This window comes from Rhizobium leguminosarum bv. viciae USDA 2370 (assembly GCF_002008365.1).
Taxonomy (GTDB): Bacteria; Pseudomonadota; Alphaproteobacteria; order Rhizobiales; family Rhizobiaceae; genus Rhizobium; species Rhizobium leguminosarum.
Map to the genome: position 1 here is coordinate 412299 of NZ_MRDL01000015.1, position 19407 is coordinate 431705.

The 19407-nt window shown below is 60.6% G+C and carries 20 protein-coding genes; 9 read left to right on the plus strand and 11 right to left on the minus strand.

The window, feature by feature from the left end:
• Positions 1–138: 138 nt before the first annotated feature.
• Entirely contained in the window at positions 139–576 is a 438-nt protein-coding gene (locus tag BS629_RS08090) for a metallopeptidase family protein (protein ID WP_003589582.1), read from the plus strand.
• 102 nt (positions 577–678) lie between these two features.
• On the opposite strand, the gene BS629_RS08095 is transcribed toward BS629_RS08090, so the two are convergent.
• Positions 679–885 (minus strand): DUF1737 domain-containing protein, encoded by a 207-nt coding sequence (locus BS629_RS08095; RefSeq protein ID WP_018244122.1) that lies wholly within the window; start codon positions 883–885, stop codon positions 679–681.
• Complete coding sequence (locus BS629_RS08100; protein ID WP_018244123.1) at positions 885–1805, minus strand: HpcH/HpaI aldolase/citrate lyase family protein; 921 nt, start codon at positions 1803–1805, stop codon at positions 885–887. The genes BS629_RS08095 and BS629_RS08100 overlap by 1 nt, the downstream gene beginning before the upstream one ends.
• A gap of 138 nt (positions 1806–1943) precedes the next feature.
• Between BS629_RS08100 and BS629_RS08105 the strand changes: the two genes are divergently transcribed.
• From BS629_RS08105 to leuD, 3 genes are all read left to right on the plus strand, one after another.
• Positions 1944–2177 carry a hypothetical protein gene (locus tag BS629_RS08105; protein ID WP_018244124.1) on the plus strand — a complete coding sequence of 78 codons (234 nt, stop codon included), beginning with the start codon at positions 1944–1946 and terminating at the stop codon, positions 2175–2177.
• Positions 2178–2289: 112 nt separating this feature from the next.
• A complete protein-coding gene (locus tag BS629_RS08110) occupies positions 2290–2712 on the plus strand; it encodes a VOC family protein (RefSeq protein WP_018244125.1) in 423 nt (140 codons plus the stop codon).
• Positions 2713–2846: 134 nt separating this feature from the next.
• On the plus strand, positions 2847–3455 hold the full coding sequence (gene leuD, locus BS629_RS08115; protein WP_003543984.1) for a 3-isopropylmalate dehydratase small subunit: 609 nt from the start codon (positions 2847–2849) through the stop codon (positions 3453–3455).
• A gap of 61 nt (positions 3456–3516) precedes the next feature.
• On the opposite strand, the gene BS629_RS08120 is transcribed toward leuD, so the two are convergent.
• Positions 3517–4449, minus strand: a complete 933-nt coding sequence (locus BS629_RS08120) for a pyridoxal-phosphate dependent enzyme (protein ID WP_026188559.1) — start codon at positions 4447–4449, stop codon at positions 3517–3519.
• Between the two features lie 170 nt (positions 4450–4619).
• Here BS629_RS08120 and leuB point away from each other — a divergent pair, with 170 nt between their 5' ends.
• Positions 4620–5732, plus strand: coding sequence for a 3-isopropylmalate dehydrogenase (gene leuB, locus BS629_RS08125; protein WP_018244127.1), 1113 nt, complete (start codon positions 4620–4622; stop codon positions 5730–5732).
• A gap of 263 nt (positions 5733–5995) precedes the next feature.
• Positions 5996–6730, plus strand: a complete 735-nt coding sequence (gene lpxE, locus BS629_RS08130; RefSeq protein WP_018244128.1) for a lipid A 1-phosphatase LpxE — start codon at positions 5996–5998, stop codon at positions 6728–6730.
• 166 nt (positions 6731–6896) lie between these two features.
• On the opposite strand, the gene BS629_RS08135 is transcribed toward lpxE, so the two are convergent.
• The 5 genes from BS629_RS08135 to BS629_RS08155 all read right to left on the minus strand — a co-directional run bounded on the left by BS629_RS08135 (position 6897) and on the right by BS629_RS08155 (position 13459).
• Positions 6897–8783: an MFS transporter gene (locus BS629_RS08135; RefSeq protein ID WP_018244129.1), complete on the minus strand. Its 1887-nt coding sequence runs from the start codon at positions 8781–8783 to the stop codon at positions 6897–6899.
• A gap of 239 nt (positions 8784–9022) precedes the next feature.
• Entirely contained in the window at positions 9023–10330 is a 1308-nt protein-coding gene (locus BS629_RS08140) for an ABC transporter permease (RefSeq protein ID WP_018244130.1), read from the minus strand.
• A complete protein-coding gene (locus BS629_RS08145; RefSeq protein ID WP_018244131.1) occupies positions 10327–11019 on the minus strand; it encodes an ABC transporter ATP-binding protein in 693 nt (230 codons plus the stop codon). The genes BS629_RS08140 and BS629_RS08145 overlap by 4 nt, the downstream gene beginning before the upstream one ends.
• Positions 11020–11025: 6 nt before the next feature.
• Positions 11026–11493 carry a hypothetical protein gene (locus BS629_RS08150; protein ID WP_026188560.1) on the minus strand — a complete coding sequence of 156 codons (468 nt, stop codon included), beginning with the start codon at positions 11491–11493 and terminating at the stop codon, positions 11026–11028.
• A gap of 211 nt (positions 11494–11704) precedes the next feature.
• The gene (locus BS629_RS08155) at positions 11705–13459 is read right to left on the minus strand and encodes an alkaline phosphatase (protein ID WP_018244133.1); all 1755 of its coding nucleotides are present in this window, start codon (positions 13457–13459) and stop codon (positions 11705–11707) included.
• An 87-nt stretch (positions 13460–13546) separates the two neighbouring features.
• On the opposite strand from BS629_RS08155, the gene BS629_RS40315 reads away from it, so the two are divergent.
• From BS629_RS40315 to BS629_RS08170, 3 genes are all read left to right on the plus strand, one after another.
• A complete protein-coding gene (locus BS629_RS40315; protein WP_018244134.1) occupies positions 13547–13759 on the plus strand; it encodes a hypothetical protein in 213 nt (70 codons plus the stop codon).
• A gap of 111 nt (positions 13760–13870) precedes the next feature.
• The gene (locus BS629_RS08165) at positions 13871–14905 is read left to right on the plus strand and encodes an aspartate-semialdehyde dehydrogenase (protein WP_012759513.1); all 1035 of its coding nucleotides are present in this window, start codon (positions 13871–13873) and stop codon (positions 14903–14905) included.
• Positions 14906–15179: 274 nt separating this feature from the next.
• A complete protein-coding gene (locus BS629_RS08170; protein WP_026188561.1) occupies positions 15180–16001 on the plus strand; it encodes a lytic murein transglycosylase in 822 nt (273 codons plus the stop codon).
• Between the two features lie 68 nt (positions 16002–16069).
• Here the strand turns inward: BS629_RS08170 and BS629_RS08175 are convergent, their stop codons facing one another.
• The 3 genes from BS629_RS08175 to pdxY form a co-directional block, all read right to left on the minus strand.
• Positions 16070–17689, minus strand: a complete 1620-nt coding sequence (locus BS629_RS08175; protein ID WP_018244136.1) for a GGDEF domain-containing protein — start codon at positions 17687–17689, stop codon at positions 16070–16072.
• Positions 17690–17785: 96 nt separating this feature from the next.
• Entirely contained in the window at positions 17786–18427 is a 642-nt protein-coding gene (locus BS629_RS08180; RefSeq protein ID WP_018244137.1) for a carbonic anhydrase, read from the minus strand.
• Positions 18428–18498: 71 nt separating this feature from the next.
• Positions 18499–19374, minus strand: coding sequence for a pyridoxal kinase PdxY (gene pdxY / locus BS629_RS08185; RefSeq protein ID WP_026188562.1), 876 nt, complete (start codon positions 19372–19374; stop codon positions 18499–18501).
• Positions 19375–19407 lie beyond the last annotated feature (33 nt).

The window sequence follows — 19407 nt, forward strand, 5'->3', positions numbered from 1 at the left end:
CCTGTTATGTTCTTATAGATTCCAGAGAGCTAATGAAGAGTCAACGGCCATTTTCTATGAATTTATTCCTGCCTTTGATTCCGCACTCGAAAATCGGCGATAAAGGTTCTATATGGGCCCGCAAAGGAAGGAATATTCATGGCCCGCATAGACCAGAGCGATGATTGGCGGGACCGCCATGCGCCGACGATCAGCACCTTCGAGTCGCTGGCCATGGAGGCCTATAGCCATCTGCCGGATGAATTCCGCCAGCTGACGACCAACCTCACGATCGAGATCGAAGATTTCCCCGATGACGACGTTTTCGAGGACATGGCGCTGGAAACCCCTTTCGATCTGCTCGGCCTTTTCGAGGGCAGGGGCATTTCCGAACGTTTCACGCTGGAAACCGGCGAGATGCCGAACCGCATCCGCCTCTACCGCCGCCCCATTCTCGATTACTGGGCTGAGAACGACGAGACGCTCGGCGATATCATCACCCACGTCCTGATCCACGAGATCGGCCACCATTTCGGGCTGAGCGACGATGACATGGAGCGGATCGAGGCAAGCGCCGAGGAAGCCGCCGAGCGCTAGAGCGCCGCGCGTCCAAAGGACGCGCTAAGGACGCTCCATCACTTTCAATCACGCATAATCCTCCGAAAATCGATTACGATTTTCGGGGTTATGCGCTGAGCCTCACTGCTCGGAGAGCTTCATCTCAGGATGGTAATCCTTGCCTTCGACATGCTTGACGACGGCCTGACCGCACTGCATCGCGCCGGTTGCGGCATTGAAGGCATAGGTCGGCGAGCCCTCCAGCGACCAGCCCTTGTTGAGGGCGGCAGTGACCTTGTGGCAGAAGGAAGCATCGTCGGGACCGGTCAGGAAGCGGTAGAGTTTCATCACATCGTCTTTCGTGCTGCAGCCTGGCGGGCTGCGATCAGGCGGGCTTTATGGACCAGACTTTCCGCCTGGACAAGATGCAACCGCTCGACCATCCGCCCGCCTGCGTTGATGACGTTCAGCCCGTCGGAGGCGGGATCGGCAAAGGCCGCGATGATCGCCTCCGCTTCTGCAATCGCTGCCGGATCCGGGCCGAAATGATGGTTGGCGGGCTCGATCTGCGCCGGATGGATCAGCATCTTGCCGGCAAAGCCCATCGCCCGGCCCTGCAGACATTCGGCATCAAAACCCTGTTCGTCCCTGAAATCGTTGAAGACGCTGTCGATCGCATCGAGCCCGTAGGCGCTGACCGCAAGGACGACCTGCATCAGCCACGGCACGAGATAGTTCCGCCCCGGCTGTGGCAGCACGCCGGTTTCCTTGCGCAGGTCGTTGAGCCCGACGACGAGGCAATCGAGCCGCGAGCCCGGCGTGCGCCCGGCTTCGGCGATAACAGCCGCATTCAGGATGCCGCGCGGCGTCTCGATCATCGCCCAGATACGCAGATCTTCCGGTGCATCCGCCTCGGAGAGAAGGTCGCCGACCGCCATGACATCCTGCGGTTCGTCGACCTTCGGCAGCAGCACGGCGTCGGGATTGAGCGCGATTACCAGTTCCATGTCCGCCAGGCCGAAATTGGTCGACAGGTCATTGATGCGGATAATCCGTTCCTTGCCTTCGAGCGGCCGAGCCAAAAAGAAATTCCTCAGATTTTCCCGCGCTTCCGCCTTCCTTTCCGGCGCCACGGAATCCTCGAGATCGAAGATCACCGCATCGCAATCGACCGCATGGGTTTTTTCGAGGGCGCGGGGATTGATGGCAGGCACGCTCAGCACCGAACGGCGCAGGCGGGCGGAGCGGGTCGCGGGGTTTCGGCTCATGGCGAATTAGTGCCAAGCTTTGAAAGCCGAAGCAAGCAGCCCACCCCAGAACATCGAGCAGAACAACAAAAAGCCATGCTTGCCTTGCAGAGAGGAAAGAGAAGGACCACATTCCTTTCCGAAGAAAGGTCTCTAACCATGCAGAACATTCGTTCCATCTTCCTCATGCTTGCCGGCGCCACCGTTTTCGTGGCCATGCTGCTTCTCACCTTTTCGGTGACGCTGGCCGTCGGCGGTATCCTGACCGTGCTCATGGTCGGACGCGCGCTTTCGATGAAGATGAAGCCCGCTCCGGTCCGCGCCAAGGCGAACAACGGTAAGCCGGAGATGCGCGTGTGGAACGACGGCCGCGGTACGATCATCGATCTCTGATCACCGAATTTTCCAAAAATTTTGACCGACACTGTCGGCGTGAGATTCCATCATGCGTCCTTGAAACAGCCAGGCATTCTGCCGGCTCGTGAAAAACGTATGGAGGACGAGCATGGATACGACGACAGAGAGCAACCCGACGAAGATGCCACCGGTCAAGAATGGCTTGCTGCCCTATCTGACGGTCGACGGCGCGGTGAAAGCTGCGGAATTCTACAAGAAGGCTTTCGGCGCCGAAGAGGCATATCTCGTGCCGGTCGACGAGAGCGGCCGAACGATGCATGTGCATCTTTACATCAACGGCAGCTCCCTCATGCTGTCGGATGCCTATCCCGAATACGGTCATCCCTTCAAAGGCCATGAAGGCTTCGCCATTCAGCTGGTTATCGACGATATCGATTTCTGGTGGGATCGCGCGGTTGCTGCCGGCGCCGAAGTCGTCATGCCGGTCGAACTGATGTTCTGGGGCGACCGCTACGGCCAGCTTCGCGATCCGTTCGGCGTCCTCTGGGGCCTGAACGCACCGTCCAAATAAGGGGACAGGCGCAATCGGCGGATCGCGCGAAACGTCGCGTGGCCGCCGTCTGTGAAAGATTCTCCTTCATTTCGGCGAAAAACTGGACTAGATGCAAATTCAGAAAGTAGATTTGCTGAAATGGAGCATGGATCATGGATAAATTCGTGAAGCTCACGGGCGTTGCAGCACCGCTGCCGGTCGTCAACGTCGACACCGACATGATCATTCCGAAGGATTATCTGAAGACGATCAAGCGCACCGGCCTCGGCACCGGCCTCTTCGCGGAAGCCCGCTACAATGAGGACGGCTCAGAAAACCCGGATTTCGTGCTGAACAAGCCGGCCTATCGCGATGCCAAGATCCTCGTTGCCGGCGACAATTTCGGCTGCGGCTCCTCGCGCGAGCACGCCCCCTGGGCGCTTCTGGATTTCGGCATCCGCTGCGTCATCTCGACCAGCTTCGCCGATATTTTCTACAACAACTGCTTCAAGAACGGCATCCTGCCGATCAAGGTCAGCCAGGAAGATCTCGACAAGCTGATGGACGACGCCTCGCGCGGCTCCAACGCCATCCTGACCGTCGATCTTGAGAATCTCGAGATCACCGGCCCCGATGGTGGCTTGATCAAGTTCGATCTCGACGAATTCAAGCGCCACTGCCTGCTGAACGGTCTCGACGATATCGGCCTGACCCTGGAAAAGGGCAAGGCGATCGACAGCTTCGAAAAGAAGAACGCCGCTTCGCACCCCTGGGCAGCCTGAGCCTCTCCAATCGGTTACCGATCAAGCCGGGTTTTTGCCCGGCTTTTTCTTTTGCGGCACATCAGAGAAATTTCTCTTTCCAGGCCTCAAGCTTTTCGAGCGACACGCCGATGCCGCCGCAGACTTCGATAAGCGGATTGTCGAAGCGCTGAAGCAGCCCGGCATGCACATCGGCAACGGCAAGGGCCGCACCGCAAGCCGGCTCGACCAGAATGCGCTGCGCATCGGCAAATTTCAGGCAGGCGGCAACGGCATCGGCGTCGCTGACGACAACACTTTCGATCGGATGCTGCTTCGGCAGGTCGAAGACATGCTGCGCCACCTGCCGCGCCCCGAGCGAATTGGCAATCGAGGTAATGGCGGGAAGGGTGATACGCTCACTCGCCTTGAGGCTGGCATTCAGCGAGGCCGCCCCTTCAGTTTCGACGGCGATAACAGGCACATCGGAAAGCCCGTTTCGCTTCAATCCCTCGACAATGCCGGCAAGCAGCCCGCCGCCGCCGACGCTGGTGACGACGCAATCGAATTTTGCACCTTTCGCCACCACCTCGTCGATCAGCGTGGCATGGCCATCCCACAGAAGCGGATGGTCGAAGGGGTGAACATAAGTCGCCTTTCGGCTCCGGGCGAGGTCGACTGCATGGGCATTGGCCTCATCGAAAACCGAACCGTGAACGAGGACATTCGCGCCCGTCGCGGCAATCGTCTGCCGCACATCGGCCGCCGTCGTCTCCGGCACGACGATCGTGACCGGCACACCAAGCGCCCGGCCGGCATAAGCCGCGGCAATGCCGGCATTGCCGCCGGAAGCACAGAAGATCTCGCGCGCCCCATTTTCCACCTCGTGCTGGCAAAGCCGTCCGACGCCGCGCAGCTTGAAGCTGCCGGAAGGCTGCAGCGCATCGAGCTTCAGCCAGAGCGGTTTGCCGCTGACGCTGTAGCCAGGTGCCGTCTGGACCAAGGGCGTGTCGAGATGGAGAGGCGCGAAAGGTATGGGAACCATCCAGGGAAATAAAGGTCGGGGCTGCCGTTCTAATCTGTTTGCGGGCGCAGGAGCAACCATCGCTGCTCAGAGCGAAGCGTACCGATTCACCGCTTCCGTCGCTTGAAATGCCCATTTCCGGGGTCTAAGAAGCCGCAACTAGTTTTTCCCAGGAGGGTTTCATGACAGCGCGCAATCTTTTCCTGTTGCCGGGTGACGGCATCGGTCCCGAGGCCATGGGCGAGGTCCGCAAGATCATCGCCTATATGAACGAGGCGATGAATGCCGGTTTCGTCACCGACGAAGGCCTTGTCGGCGGTTGCGCCTATGATGCACATGGCGCTGCGATCTCGGAAGCCGACATGCAGAAGGCACTTGCCGCCGATGCCGTTCTCTTTGGCGCCGTCGGCGGCCCGAAATGGGATAGCGTGCCTTACGAAGTGCGCCCGGAAGCCGGTCTGCTGCGCCTGCGCAAGGATCTGCAGCTCTTTGCGAACCTGCGTCCTGCCATCTGCTACCCGGCCCTTTCTGCGGCCTCGTCGCTGAAGCCGGAGCTGGTCGAAGGCCTCGACATCCTCATCATCCGCGAGCTGACGGGCGGCGTCTATTTCGGCGAACCGAAGGAGATCATCGACCTCGGCAATGGCCAGAAACGCGGCATCGACACGCAGGTCTACGATACCTACGAGATCGAGCGCATCGCCGGTGTCGCCTTCGAAATGGCCCGCACGCGGCAGAATCGCGTCTGCTCCATGGAAAAGCGCAACGTCATGAAGTCGGGCGTGCTTTGGAACCAGGTGGTGACCGAGACGCACAAGGCGAAATATTCCGACGTCCAGCTCGAACACATGCTGGCCGATGCCGGCGGCATGCAGCTGGTGCGCCAGCCCAAGCAGTTCGACGTGATTGTCACCGACAACCTCTTCGGCGACATGCTCTCCGACGTCGCCGCTATGCTGACCGGCTCGCTCGGCATGCTGCCGTCGGCCTCGCTCGGCGCGCCTGACGGCAAGACCGGCAAGCGCAAGGCGCTCTACGAACCGGTACACGGCTCGGCCCCCGATATCGCCGGCAAGGGCATCGCCAATCCGATCGCCATGATCGCCTCCTTTGCCATGTGCCTGCGTTACTCCTTCAATCTGGTGAAGGAAGCCGACGATCTGGAAAAGGCGATCGCCAACGTGCTCGACAAGGGCATCCGCACCGGTGATATCATGGCCGATGGCGCAAGGCAGGTCGGCACCGTCGAGATGGGCGATGCGATCCTCGCCGAGTTCAAGACGCTTTCCGCCTGATATTTCACGTGAAACAGTTCTGGCCCTTCGCAGGATTCTTGCGGAGGGCTTTTTTCTCAAGGCCGCGAGCCGCATCGGCTTGGTCGAATTATCCCAAACCGACTATCCTCGGCCACAATCTCGTGTATTTTTGCGCCGGATTTTAACGAGCGCATAACTTCGACATTGGAAACGATCTTCCAATGGATTATGCGCCAATTCAAAATAATAGAGCGTCCTTAGCGCGTCGTGGCACTTTAGGGCAAATTCGAACGGACGACGGAATGCGGGCATTTTGGGCTTCCCTGAACAGGCGCTGGCGCCGGAGTAGCGCCGGCATGCCGCCTTTGCGTTGGCAGGCCTGCCTCTTCATCACGCTCAATGCGGTGATCCTCTCCATGCTGCTCTTCGACGCGCCGATCGGCGCCAGCGAAGCTCCTGCGCCGGTGAAGCACCTCGGCGAGATGCTGACCGGTTTCGGCGATTCCGCTTGGCTGATCTACACCAGCATCTTGCTGTTCTTTCAGGGCCGGGCAGGCTACAAGCTTGTGAAGACGGCGCGATCCAAGGCGCAAGCGCTTTATGTCAGCTGGATCGGCGCTTATCTCTTCATCACGGTTGTCTTCTCTGGGCTTCTCGCCAATCTGCTGAAGCGGGCAATCGGCAGAGCGCGTCCCGATCATTTCCATGACTACGGCATGTTTTCCTTCACGCCCTTTTCGGGCCATTCCGCTTTCGAAAGTTTCCCGTCCGGCCATTCCACCACGGTCGGCGCCTTCTTCGCTGCCTTCGCCCTGCTGTTTCCGCGCTATCGCGTTGCCTTCATCGCCTGCGCCATCTGGCTCGGCATGACGCGTGTCATGGTCGGCGCCCATTATCCGAGCGACGTCATCGCCGGCCTTGCCTTCGGCGGCTGGTTCTCGCTGCTGACGGCGATCGTCTTTGCCCGCTGCGGCTTGCTCTTCAAACTGGCGCCGGATGGCTGGCCACTCTCGAAGCGCCTGTTTCGCACTGCATAATTCCTTAAATCGGAATCGATTTAAGGATAAAATTATGCAGTAATTCAAAATGTTACAGCGTCCTTTGCGCGTCCGAAAAGGCGCGCGGCGCTGTAATATGGAAAAGCCCGGCGCCTTGTGAGCGCCGGGCCTTTTTCTCAAGCGCGGATTGTCCTCAATCCGCCGCTCAATCCATGGCGTGGATATCCCTGTTCTTCGTTTCCGGCAGGAAGATCAGGCCGATCACCAGCGTGATCGACGCAAAGACGATCGGGTACCAGAGACCGTAATAGATATCACCCGCGGCAGCGCTCATCGCGAAGGCTGTCGCCGGCAGCAGGCCGCCGAACCAGCCGTTGCCGATGTGATAGGGCAGCGACATGCCGGTATAGCGGATGCGGGTCGGGAAAAGCTCGACCAGCAGAGCGGCGATCGGGCCGTAGACCATCGTCACATAGAGGACGAGGACGAACAGCACGGCGATCGTGCCGATCCAGTTGACCCGGGCGGGATCGGCAACCATGGCGAAAGTGCCGCCATTGGCGATGTTATAAACCGCCATGTCGGTGACTCCATTGGCCTCATCCGCCGTCAGCAGCTTGGTCTCGACCAGCTTGGCCGCTGGTACGGTTTCCTTCTCGCCGGCGCGCACGGCATCGGCATTGAGCGACAGTTCCGGATTGGCTGCGATGAAAGCATCGAGCTTGGCATCCGGCACCTTGACAGCACCGCGGTTCAGCGGGTAGCCGGCATCATGGAGCGCAATGTTGACGCCCTTTTCGAAGGCGGCGGTCATGCCCTTGGCCTTGTCGCCGGCAGCGACGACATCGAAGCTTGGGATCGTTGCGTTGCCGACCTTCACCGTTGCCGGCTGTCCGGCGGTACCGGGCACGACGTCGTAAGGCACCGAATTCCTGGTCAGGAACGCCGTTGCCACGTCGCAGGAGCTGGTAAACTTCGCGGTACCGGTCGGGTTGAACTGGAACCTGCAATCGGCCGGATCAGCCGTCACCGTTGCCCGGATCGAAGCCTGCGCTTCGGCCAGTGCCGGGTTCGCTGTCCAGGTCATCGCCTTGAACAGCGGATTATACGTCACCGCCGCAATGAGAAGGCCTGCCATGATGATCGGCTTGCGGCCGATCTTGTCGGAGAGACCGCCGAAGATGACGAAGAACGGCGTGCCGAGGAGAAGTGCGATGGCGACCATGACATTGGCCGAGAACAAGTCCACCTTCAGCACGTTCTGCAGGAAGAACAGCGCATAGAACTGGCCGCCGTACCAGACGACCGCCTGGCCCATGGTGGCGCCGAGAAGCGCGATGATCGCGATCTTGGCATTTTTCCATGTCCCAAAGGCCTCGGTCAGTGGCGCCTTGGAGCCTTTGCCTTCCGCCTTCATACGCTGGAACGCCGGCGATTCGTTCATCTTCAGGCGGATCCAGACGGAAATGCCGAGCAGGACGACCGAGACCAGGAACGGAATGCGCCAGCCCCAGGCGGCGAACTGGACCGCACCCATCAGATATTGAACCAGGACGATGACGATCAGCGACAGGAACAGGCCGAGTGTCGCTGTCGTCTGGATCCATGAGGTGAAGTAGCCGCGGCGCCCGTTCGGCGCATGTTCGGCGACATAGGTTGCCGCACCGCCATATTCACCGCCCAGCGCCAGACCCTGGAGCAGGCGCAGCCCGATCAGGATGATCGGGGCTGCGATGCCGATCGTGGCGGCACCCGGCAGGACGCCGACGAGAAAGGTCGACAGACCCATGATCATGATCGTCATCAGGAAGGTGTATTTACGGCCGACGAGATCGCCGAGACGGCCGAACACCAGCGCGCCGAAGGGGCGCACCAGAAAGCCGGCGGCAAAGGCGAGCAGCGTGAAGATGTTGCGCGTTGCCTCGGGATATTGGGTGAAATAGGTCGCGCCGATATAGGTGGCGAGCGAGCCATAGAGATAGAAATCGTACCATTCGAAAACGGTGCCGAGCGAAGAGGCGAAGATGACCTTCTTCTCCTCGCCGGTCATCGGACCGGCCTTCGCGCCGTCGATGCTTGCGACATTTGCCATTGTCTGTCCTCCACAGAGTGATGATCACGCGCGCGACCTACTCTCCTCAAAGCATACCCCTGGCCGCGACACGCCTGACGAGAGTGTGCCAGAAACGACAGATCAAAAAGAGAGATGCTTTGGGATTATGACTTTAGTCTAAGAGTGGCGCGGTTTCTCGCGCACATCAGGCCGTCCGTGACGATTGAGCTGCCGGAGGTTTGAAAGCAGGTTTCACTGCGGTTTGCGACGTGGATCCGTTATGCTCTCAGCGCCTGTGCCGGCGATTGCCGATAGGCGAGCACTGCCGGCAGTGCAGCGAGAATTGCGGCAAAGGCAAGCAGCACTGTTGCAAGCCCGGCGTCTTCACGCGTGAAGACGACCGGCATGGCGACCCCGCTCGTTTGCGAGAACATGCCAGACAAGATGAGGGCCGCGGTATAACCGAGCGCGAATCCGAGTGCGATGCCAACCGCCACCAGGAAGAAGAATTCCAGCCAGACGATGCCGAAAATCGCGCCACGTGGGGCGCCGAAGGCTCTCAGTGCGCCGATCTGGCGGCGGCGCTGGCCGATATGGATAACCGTGACCAGCACCAGCGAGGCTGCGACGAGAACTTGCGCGCCGGAGGCGACCGCGACGAGGATCTGCTTGGCATCGCCGAGCGTGGCGTAGAGATTGGTCAGCACCTCGCCGGGAAAGACGGCGACGGTATTGCCGCTGCGATATTCCTGCCGCAGCTTGTAGGCATCGGCGATCGTCTTCGGCTTGACGAGAATGGCGGGAAGGCCGGGAGCGCCCGCAGTCCAGGTCTCATCAAGCGCGGCATCCGGATCGGCTCTCCCGTGATGCTCATGCCGATCGTGATCAGCGCCGGCCTTCTCATGTTCATGGCCATGTTCAGCGCTATCCGTTCCGGACGCCGCTTCATGTTCGTGCCCACTGTCCTCCTCATGTTCCTCCGCCTCCATGCCATGAATGTGCCAGACCGCTTGGATGGGAACGAGAATGGCTCGGTCCCAGGCGGTGCCGGTCGGCCGCAAGCGGCCGGCGATGTGATAGACGAGCTCGGTATGAGTCTCGCCGCCCTCTTCCAGCGACCCATGCATCGGCTTGATCTCGCCGCCGAGCGACAGCTTGACGGCAGCGCCGATCACCGCCTCGCCCTCGCGCGCGAAAATCTTGCCTTCGGCTAAGCCGCCGGACAGGTTCTGCGGCAGCGTGGTCGTTGTGCCGATGATCGGATAGCCGGAGAAGGAATCGCCGAAGCCGATCGGGGCTGCCCAATCGACCCGCGGATCTGCGGCAAGCTTGCCGAGCACCTCGCCCGGCATCAGCGGCAGCGGCGAAGGCTGCAGGAAGACGGAGGACAGCACGAGCTGCGTCTCGCTGCCGCCGGCGCCGATGACAAGATCGAACTTGTCAGCGGCGCGCGCGCTGCCGAGACGAAGCGCCCGCTCCTGTAGGACGACGCAAACGCCGAGCGCGGTCGCAAGCGCCACCAGCAGCACGACCACCAGCGATCCCGCCCAGAGACGACGAAGATCGGAAAGGATGAAGCGGATCATGCAGCCTCTCCCGCCGCTGCTGCGGAATCTTCGCTGATCCGGCCGGAGCCGAAGGTGATGCGCCGGTCGAGGCGGCCCGCCAAGCGCTGGTCGTGTGAAACGACAATCAGCGTGCTGCCTTCGGCAATGGCAAGATCGAGGAGGAGATCGCCGACCGCCTCGCCGCTTTCGGCATCGAGGCTTGCGGTCGGCTCGTCGGCGATGATGACGCCGGGCTTGCGCAGCAGCGCCCGGCCGATCGCCACGCGCTGCATCTCGCCGCGCGACATGGTTTCGATTTTCTGGCCGGGTCGGGAAAGACCGACCGTGCCCAAAAGCGCATGCCCCCGCTCGATGACATCGACTGTGGCAGCGCCGGCAAGCCGCGCCGGCAGGAGTACGTTCTCCAGCGCCGACAGGCCGTGGAAGAGATGGAACTCCTGCATGACCAGGCCGATATTGGCGGCACGGAACCGGTCACGCCGGCTTTCTGAAAAACTCGCTATATCCTCGCCGTTCCAGCGGATACGGCCTTGCCGTGTGCGCTCCAGTCCGGCAACGATATTGACGAAGGTGCTCTTGCCGGAGCCGGACGCCCCGGTGATGGCGACCCTGCTGCCTGCATCGATCGACAGGCGGCCGATCGCCAGTGCCGGCGAGGACAGGCCCGGGAAGGCAACGGTCAGGTTTTCGATATCGAGAGAGAGCATATCGGTTTAGACGGCGGAATATTCGCCCTGGCGGATCCGCAGCAGGCTGACGAAGCCAGTGTCCGGATCCGTCCACGAACCGTATTCCAGCGTGCCGCGCACTTCGATCGTCTGGCGCGGCTGCACGAAGGTCTGTTTCTCCAAGAGATAGACGACGACGATATTGTCCGGCCAGTCCGCATCCGAGGAGCAGAAGGGGCAGAGGGACATCGGCACCTCGGTGAGCACGAAGAACCGGGCCTGAGCCTTCAATGGCGGCGCCATGAAACCTTTCATGCTGACGTCTTTGCCGGCAAGGCGCTTCACCTTGTCTGAAAATTCGAGGCCGAGCACGCCGAACTTGCCGTAAAGCTCATCAAAGCTGATCAAGGAATCCGCAGCAAAACCCGGGCGAGCAATAGCGGCGAAGGCCAGCGTACCGATGGCGCCGATCAGGCCGCGGCGGCTGAGATGCAGCGAAGGGAGCTTTTCCATGGCGATCTCCAAGAATGAAATCCCGGCCGCTAACGGCCGGGACCATGATCGGTGAAAGAGGCAGGGCCGGCAAGCGGCCTAGCCGGATGGGCCAGAGCATGATGTCGAAAAGTGTGCGCGGTTTTCGGACGACATCATGCGCTATTTCTTTGATTTAGATGCGAATTCAGATTTTAGGCCGAGCTGGCCTAAAATCATCCGCATCTAGAGATCAGTTCGTCTGCTTGGCGCCGAGAGCGAAGGTGTCGGCGAGCACACGATAGACGTCGCTCTGTTCCATGTAACCGTGGAAACCTTCAGCGCCCGGACCAGCCGATTGCAGGACGACGTCGTCGACGGCGTGGACGCCACTATCGCCGCTCTTCGGGATATTGCCCTGAACGAAGACCGCGCCGGGAACATCCTTATACTGCTCGTTGGCGACATATTCCTTCTTTTCGTTCTGGACAGCCGGAACGAACGGACCATCGAGCTTCGGACGGAAGGTCTCGTAGTGATCGGGGCCGTTATTGGCGCTCAGGAACAGCCGGCGGCTGACGTCGACCTTATCGGGATAGCCGTCGCCGTTTTCGTCCTTGTAGTTCGGGAAGCCGGCCTCGGCATAGGTCCCGACCTTTTCGCGCATTTCCGTGCCGGGCTTTTCATCATCGACAGTGCCGATGATGGATACGCCATGCGTGTGGTCGCCGGTGACGACGATCAGCGTGTCCGGATGGGCCTTCTGGAATTCGCGGGCAACGCCGATGGCCTGGTCGAATTCGATGGTTTCGATAACGGCACGATCCCAATCGAGCGGATGGGACATCTTGTCGATCGAGGAGCCTTCGACCATCAGGAAGAAGCCATCAGGATTCTTGGAAAGGCGGTCGAGCGCAACTTTGGTCATGGCGACGAGACCCGGCTGGTTCGGGAACTTGTCGACGGTGCCTTTCTTCAGGAACTCGCGATCAAGCGTGACGTCCATATTGCCGGTGTGGAAGAGACCGAGGAGATTGCCTTCAACCGATGCATTGGCTGCGAGCTCGTTCTTGTCGGTCGCAAGCTTGTAGCCGGCATCCTGGAACTGCTTGATGTAGTCCTGGTTGTCCTTACGCTTGGAGCCGGCGACTTCCTTGCCAAGGAAATAGGCCGAGCCGCCGCCAAGGAGGACTTCCGGCTTGACGTCGAGCAGCATGCCGACGACGTCGGCCTTGTCGTTGCGGTTGCGGGTGTGGGAAACAACCGCCGCCGGCGTGGCGTCCTCAACCTCGGCCGTTGCAACGATGCCGATCGACTTCTTGGTCAGGCGGCGAACGGCTTCTGCGAAGGTTTCAACACGCGGGTCATCAAGCGAGGCCGGCGTACGGTCCGCGTAAACGCCGATCGCATTGACGGCCGTCTTGTGACCCGTCATGTAGGCCGACATGGTGTTGGCCGAATCCGTATCGACGGCATTCGTCGCCGACGTGCCGATAAAAGCCATACGCTCGAGATCGTCCATATTCAGGCGGCCATTCGCCTTCCCTTCAATCATGCCCTTGGACATGATGCGGGCAGCGGTGCGATGCGCAACGGAAAGCCCGTCACCCAGCAGGAAAATGATGTTCTTGGCCTTCGGCTGGGCTGCTGTTTCGTAAACGTTCCAAGTGACGGACTTCGTTTCGTCTCCGGCCGCGACTTCGATCTTGTAGTCGCCCGGAGCGGAAATCTTCAGGCCGCGCAACAGGATAGCGGAGCCGAGGGCCTTGTCATCCTTGCCTTTTTCCAGTTCGACGAACTGCGCCTCGCCCCCAAGCACGGTCTTGTAGTCCTGGCCATTGACCGTGATCTTTACGTCTTCAGGCTTGACCTGCTTGTTGAGCTCGACCTTGAAATCAAACGGTGAACCGGCAAGAATCGTGGCGCGATCAAGCGGATAGACCGTCGTCGCCTGAGCGGCGCCCGCAAGGATGGTGGTGGCCGCAAAGGCGGCAAGAAGCGTACGCATGGAAAACCCCCGTTTTCGTTGCAGACATTAACAACCGGGCCGGGATACCTCCCGAGGATGACAGCGGCATGACAAAACGTCGCAGCATTGCGGCGGCAGCTTTCGCCTGCGGGCTCTAAGCGCAAAAACCTTGACTCCTGTGGAAAACCTTCTAAGAGCAACATCGGAAAAGGAATCTCCATGGTTCGCGACGAACACGCCATTGCCGAATGCAATGACCGGGCACGGGTTGCCGGGGTGGACATTGCCGTTCCGGTTTCTGCCAAAACCAAGGCCAAAACGACGACGAAAACCGTCTGACGTCTCTGGCCTGCCGCTCTCTCCCCGGCTCGGCTGGGGACAGGAAGACGCGATTAATCGCGCCTTTCCCCTCACCGGACAAGAGGAGAGAAGAGAAAGAGAGCTTGAGAAATGGGTTTCAAAGTAGCAGTTGCGGGAGCGACCGGAAATGTCGGCCGGGAGATGCTCAACATCCTCTCCGAGCGAGGCTTCCCCGCCGATGAGGTCGTGGCACTCGCCTCCTCGCGTTCGCAGGGCACCGAGGTTTCCTACGGTGACCGGACGCTGAAGGTCTCCAATCTGGAGAATTACGATTTCTCCGATACCGACATCTGCCTGATGTCGGCCGGCGGCGAGGTCTCCAAGAAGTTCTCGCCGAAGATCGGCCAGCAGGGCTGCATCGTCATCGACAATTCCTCGGCTTGGCGCTACGACGCCGACGTGCCGCTGATCGTGCCGGAAGTGAACCCGGATGCCATCAGCCAGTTCACCAAGCGCAACATCATCGCCAATCCGAATTGCTCGACCGCCCAGCTGGTGGTGGCGCTGAAGCCTTTGCACGACTTCGCCAAGATCAAGCGTGTCGTCATCTCGACCTACCAGTCGGTCTCCGGCGCCGGCAAGGACGGCATGGACGAGCTATTCAACCAGACGCGCGCCGTCTTCGTCGCCGATCCGATCGAGAACAAGAAGTTCACCAAGCGTATCGCCTTTAACGTCATCCCGCACATCGACGTCTTCATGGAGGACGGCTACACCAAGGAAGAATGGAAGGTGCTGGCCGAGACGAAGAAGATGCTCGACCCGAAGATCAAGGTCACCTGCACGGCGGTGCGTGTGCCGGTTTTCATCGGTCATTCGGAATCGGTCAACATCGAATTCGAAAACGAGATCACTGCCGACCAGGCCCGCGACATCCTGCGCGATGCACCAGGCTGCCTCGTCATCGACAAGCGCGAGGACGGCGGCTACATCACGCCATATGAATCGGCGGGCGAGGATGCGACTTACATATCGCGCATCCGCGAGGATGCAACGGTCGAAAACGGCCTCAATATCTGGGTAGTCTCCGACAACCTGCGCAAGGGTGCTGCGTTGAACGCCATTCAGATCGCCGAGCTGCTCGTCAATCGCGGCCTTGTCAAGCCGCGCAAGCAGGCCGCCTGATACCATTTGTAAACCATAATATGCTAAAGCCCTGCTGATGAAGGCAGGGCTTTTTGCCGAGCCGTAGGCGCCCTCTATCCATAAGCGCTTACTAAAAGGTGATCGTGACAAAATCGCCTTCGGCTGGCATTCTGCCCGGCGTCAAGCCAAGCTATGCCGCCCGAGACCGTGTAGCGGTTTTGGGGCAACGACATGAACAGAACGAAGATTTAAAGCGCGTCGCATGGTCCCGATCGGCCGCGGCGCGCTTCAGCAGACCGGAGCGGGGTTCCTCATGCGCATGACAACATTCCTTCTGGCGGCGTTTACGGCAGCCGGCGTTCTCCACGCGCTGCCGGCAGCGGCCCAGAGCGCCCAATGCGGCAATAATAGCAGCGGTTTCACTGCCTGGGTCGCCGATTTCAAGCAGGAAGCGGCGGCAAACGGCGTCAGCCGCTCGGTCCTCGACCGCGCCTTCGCCAACGTCAATTACAACAAGCCGACGATCGCCGCCGACCGCGGCCAGAAGAGCTTCAAGCTCTCCTTCGACGCTTTCATGCAGAAACGCGGCGGCGCCACGGTCATCTCCCGCGGCCGCAGCATGAAGGCCGCCAACCAGGCGCTTTTTGCCTCGATAGAGCGTCGTTTCGGCGTTCCGGCCGGCCCTCTGATTGCGATCTGGGGCATGGAGACCGGTTTTGGCAGCTATATGGGCAACCAGCATACGCTGTCGGCTGTTTCGACCCTGGCCTATGACTGCCGCCGTTCGGAATATTTCACCGACCAGCTCTATGCCGCGCTCCAACTCGTCTCCGAGGGGTATCTGAGCCCTCAGGCCAAGGGTGCCGCCCATGGTGAAATCGGCCAGACGCAGTTTCTGCCGCGCAATGTCGTGCGCTTCGGCGCCGACGGCGACGGCGACGGCCGCGTCGACATGGTCGGTTCCCGCGCCGACGCGCTGGCCTCGACAGCGAATTTCCTCAAGGGCCATGGCTGGCGCGCCGGCGCCGGCTATCAGCCTGGAGAGCCCAATTTCGTCGCCATCCAGGGCTGGAACGCCGCCAGCGTCTACCAGCAGGCGATCGCCTATATCGGCCAGGAGATCGACGGCAGGTAGGCCTTCTCGGTAGATAAGCCTTCATCGACACCCATACCCGAAAACGCCGCTGCGACATGCGGCGTTTTTCATTTGCGGAAATCAAAGCCGCCGCCCGACGCCGCCTTGCGTCGCTCCTCCTGGGCCGGGGCCGGCAGGGTCGGTCCCGAGACGATGCAGTTGCGGCCGGAGGCCTTGGCGGCATAAAGCGCCAGATCGGCACGTTTGACCAGATCCTCGAAGTTCCGGTTGGAGGCTTCATTTGGCCGTCCGGCGCACCCGAAACTCGCCGTCACCTTGAGAACATCGCCGCTCGGCAACGGGATTTCCGCCGCCTCGATTGCCAGCCGCACGCGCTCGGCAACGATTGCGGCATCGTCAGGCGTCGAATCCGGCAGAAGCGCCAGGAACTCCTCGCCGCCATGGCGCACCAGCAGATCGAAGGAACGAAAATTCTCACGTGCAACGCCCGCGACCTGCCGGAGCACCGCATCGCCGGCGTCATGCCCGTTGATATCGTTGATCTTTTTGAAATGATCGAGGTCGAAGAGCACAACGGAAATCCAGCGTGATCCATGCTCGGCCTGTGTGAGAAGCGCAGATGCAGCGACCTCGAAGCCGCGCCTGTTGTAAAGACCGGTCAGAAGATCGGTCTGGGCGGCGCTACGCAACTCGCCCACCAGCGCCTCCCTATCCTGCGTCAGCCGGTCGATCAGCCGCAGCCCCTTTGCCGCCAGCACCATCACCAATGTGGCGAGAATCAGCAGGCCGGCACACAGCGCCAGGATCCGCGTCAGGTGAATGTGCGAGCGCATGGAAAGATTTTCGCCGGTCTCGTGAATATCTTTTGCGGCCTCGATCATCTTCTGCTGCAGGAAGGTCATGCGTTCGCTCTGCGCAGCGGCCCAGACGTCATGCACGGCGCCTGTCGGCCGCGATCCGGCGAGAATGGCATCGGTGATCGCATTCGCCTTCACCTGGTTGCTGCGGCCGAGATAGGCAACGATGTCGCGCACGATCGGCGCGGAGGAATGGAAGACCATATGATCCATGCCCTCGCCGAGCATGACCTTGCCCTGCACGAAGAGCTCTACCGGCAATCTGGCGGAAACACCGTGATCGAGGTAGCGGGTGCCAACGCCGGTAATTAGCCTTTCGCCGTAATAGGTCAGCAGGATGCCCATCAGCTGGTTGGATTTCTCAAGCAGCACCGGATCGCTGATCAGCGGTGAGAGCGCATCGACGACAGCAAGCTGCTTGAGAGCCGCATACCAGTAGATGGAACCGGGATCGCTGCCGGTATAACGCCCCTGGTCGACGGCGCTGCGCGCAGCGATGATGCGGCTGTAGGCAAGGCTGAGAATCGATAATTCGCCGACGAGCCCCTCGTCGAGCGCATCGCGGGAGGGCAGGCTGGCATAAAAGGCGCGGCGTTCCCGATCGAGCGTCACCCGGCTTTGCAACATGTCGGCGGCAGTCCGGCTGTTGGGACGTGCGAGGTAGCGGCGGGTGGCGCCGATTTCACTCAGGATCTCGGTGGCGGCGATGGACCCGCCACGGGCAAGCACATCGGCGAACTGCCGGTCCTTTTCGAGGTTCCTGTATTGTGTGACCGAAGAACGTATGACGACGACGCCTTCGATGAGCATGAAGACGAAGGGCAGCATGATAGCGGCCAGGATAACCCTTTTGATGGTTTCGAACTTCATCGCCAATCGCCACGGTGATCAAAACCTCGGTCGTACCCGACCAATTGACGGCGAGCTTAACAACAATCCTTAAAAAAGTGATAAACCGGCATGTCCCTAGATTTCGGGACGAATGAAGTCGCGTGTCTCGGCGTCCATGACCCACAGTTCGCCGGTCGAAATGTCGAACCAGGCGCCGTGGAGATGAAGGTTTCCCGCTTCCTCGAGAGCCTTGATATCGGGGAAGCTTCTGAGATTGTTGATTGAATTGCGGATGGAGACACGCTCCAGCGCCGTCTGCCGCTCGGCGGCCGTCATCACGTCGTTGCTCTGGATCTGCTCGGCGGCAGGTTTGACCAGCGACATCCAGCGGCCGATGAAGTCGCCAGGCGACAATGGCTCGGCATTCGGATCGAGCGCAGCGCGGATGCCGCCGCAGCGGCCGTGACCCATCACGACGATATCCGAGACCTTCAGAACCTGCACGGCAAATTCGAGTGCGGCCGACGTCGAATGAAAATGGCCATCCGGCTCGTAGGGCGGCACCATGTTGGCGACGTTGCGAATGACGAAGAGCTCGCCCGGGCCGGCATCGAAGATCAGCTCCGGTGCCGCGCGAGAATCCGAACAGGCAATGACAAGCGTATGAGGACTTTGACCGTTTTCGGCAAGCTGCCGATACCTGTCGCGGGCGTCGGAATAGCGCCCGTTCATGAAGTTGCGATAGCCGTCCAGAAGAGGGTTTGGAAAACGCTGCATGCTTCTGGATTAGCGCGCGCGGACGACAAGATCAACTGCTGCACCGCAAAATGAACATATTGGCAGATGCGTCACTTTTTCCGCCGCTGCGCCGGGTGCACAAGCCGGCGCATCTGCACCATGGCCATCGGCGTCGAAAGGCTGGAAGCATCGCTTGCCAGCATCAACTCGTTGCTGCCGCGCTTGACGGCCCGCGCAAGCACCTCGAAGACGCTGGCGGTGGCAAGCTGCAGCGCCTTTTCGTCCTCGAGCCCGGAAAGCAGGCGCGACAGGAAGACGGCGGCGAGCAGGTCGCCGAGACCATTCGGCGGATTTTCGACGACACGGTGCTCGGCAAGAAGCGCGTGGCGACCGGAAAGATAAAGATTGCCGGTACCGCCCGCCATCATCGGCACGGCTGAAGTGACGAGCATGCGCGATGGTCCGAGCGCGAGCGCCGCCTCCATGATCGTACTGTTGTCTTCGAGGGCCGCCCCCGAAAGCCATGCAAGCTCGTACCGGTTCGGCGTCGCGAGCGAGGCAAGCGGAATGAGATGATCGCGAATAGCCTCTGCAGTTGCTTCCGGCACGTAAAGGCCGCCGAGATCGCCCATGACGGGATCGCAGACATAGAGCAGCTCGGGATTGTTTTGCCGGAGCGCACCGATCAGCCGAGCGACGGAGCGCGCCTGGGCGGCATTGCCGAAATAGCCCGAAAGCACCGCCTTGACTTCGCCGATCCAGGGCGCGCGGATCAGATCGTCGATCGCCGCGTCGAAATCCGTTTCCGCAAAAGTCAGCCGCGTCGAGCGGCCGTGGCCGGGATGCCAGGGCAGCACGATGGTCGGCATGGCCCAGACCGGATGACCGAGCGTCTCCAATGCAAAGACGGCTGCCCGGTTTCCGACCGAGCCACGCACCACATGGCTGGAAATGACGATGACTGCGCCCGCTGCATTTTCCGACATGATACCCAAGATCCGAATGATGACCGCGTTTGA